This window comes from Cardiobacterium sp. (assembly GCF_057314735.1).
Genome location: NZ_DBHKZK010000088.1, coordinates 1 through 1,575 on the forward strand (window position 1 = coordinate 1; position 1,575 = coordinate 1,575).

Annotated in this window: 1 protein-coding gene; it reads right to left on the reverse strand. The window is 64.1% G+C overall.

Translation table 11 applies throughout. The features are described from left to right. Positions 1 to 336: 336 nt before the first annotated feature. A partial coding sequence (locus tag ACO54Z_RS12890) for a LamG domain-containing protein (RefSeq protein WP_485997377.1) occupies positions 337 to 1,575 on the reverse strand: 1,239 nt, incomplete at its 5' end.

A 1,575-nucleotide genomic window follows, 5' to 3' on the forward strand; every position in this document is an offset into this window, starting at 1 on the left:
ATGCCCTGCTCCAGATGCGCGGCTATGGCCCTTTCTCTCATGGCTTGGGGGTATGACATGGTCAGGCTCCAGGGAAATTGATGATTGTATAGAATTTAGAGAGGATTGCTATATGCCCCCTCTCCCCGTGGGACTGAAACAGCTCGCGCAGCGAGAGAGGGCCGGGGTGAGGCCAGCAAACGATTGAAAAAACCGGAATTTCGATTCATGAACAACATCCCTACACCCCCTCCCCAACCCTCCCCCGGGCCCCACGCAAAATGCGGATGCATTTTGTGTGGGAACCCGCCCGCTGCGGGCTTCGCCCTGCAGGGGAGGGGGATTTTAAACAGGTCCTTAGATTATCCCCGCCAGTGGCGGCAGTTCGTCTTCGTGCAGCGAGACGGCGGCGCTGGCGTGGTGGTATTGCGCTGGCTGGTCGTGCGGCGCCGACGGCGAGGTGTCGTCGCGGGTAGTGCGCAGTAATGGCGGCTGTTCCAGCAATTGCTGCAGTGGCGGCGCGTGCGGCGAGGGGCTGTCGCCGTCTGCCGGGGTGTAGCTGAAGGATTCGACGTTGATGTGCTGCGCCTTGGCTTTGTGCCAGCCGGGCGCGTCGTAGCTGTACGTCCAGAAGTTGAGGTGGATTTGTTGTTTGTCGGCGACGGGGATGTTTTCTGTGCTGCTGACCTGGTGCAGGGTTTTGCCGCTTGCGGGGTCGCTCACTGTCCAGGTGATGCGCTCCGCCGTCCAGTCCATGCGGATGGTGGCGCGGTCGAGGTCGTCCGGCCAGGCGTAGGCGGGGCGGACTTTGATGGCGTCGTCGGTCGGCCAGTAGGTGAATAGGCCTTGCAGGGCGCTGCCGCCCCAGCGCGAGATTTCGATAGCGTCCAGCTCGCGGTGGCCGGGGATGCTCGGTTTTGCCCATTCGTAGGTGAAGAAACCGAAGACGGTGTAGGCGTCGAAGTGGCGGAAGTCGGCGCTGACGGTGATCTGGTAGCTACCGTAGCCCATCGCTTCGCTGCTGGAGATTTGCGCGGCGACCGGGCTTTCGCCGCTGCCGTTGGTGAGCTGCATTTCGAGGGTGTCGCCGTTAACGCGGATGTTGTCGCGCGACCATTCGCCGCTTTTTTGTGGCGCGCCCGGCGCCCAGTCGGTGTCGCGCGCGAACCAGTCCACGCCCGCCCACGGGAAGGTGGGTTCGTCGAAGGTGTTGGTAAAGGGCGGCGCGACTGCGGCTTTGCCTACGGCGGCGGTCGGCAGGCTGTCGCGGCTTTCAAGGTTGCCGAGGCCGTCGGTGTAGCTGGCGCGGACGCTGATGGTTTTGCCGATGTCGGCGAGGTTCAGGGTGTAGTCCGCGCCGCTGCCGATGGTTTCTCCGTCGGCCAGCCATTGGTAATGGACGTCGCCCATGCCGTCGGCATCGGCGAGGCTGTTGCTGGCGTGGATGGTCACCCCCGCCTGGATTTTGCCGCTGACGGTGACGGCACCGGTCGGCGCGTGGTTTTCCGTCGGCGGGGTTGGTGTCGGCGGGGTTGGTGTTGGCGGTGTTGGCGTCGGCGGTGTTGGCGTCGGCGGTGTTGGCGTCGGCGGTGTTGG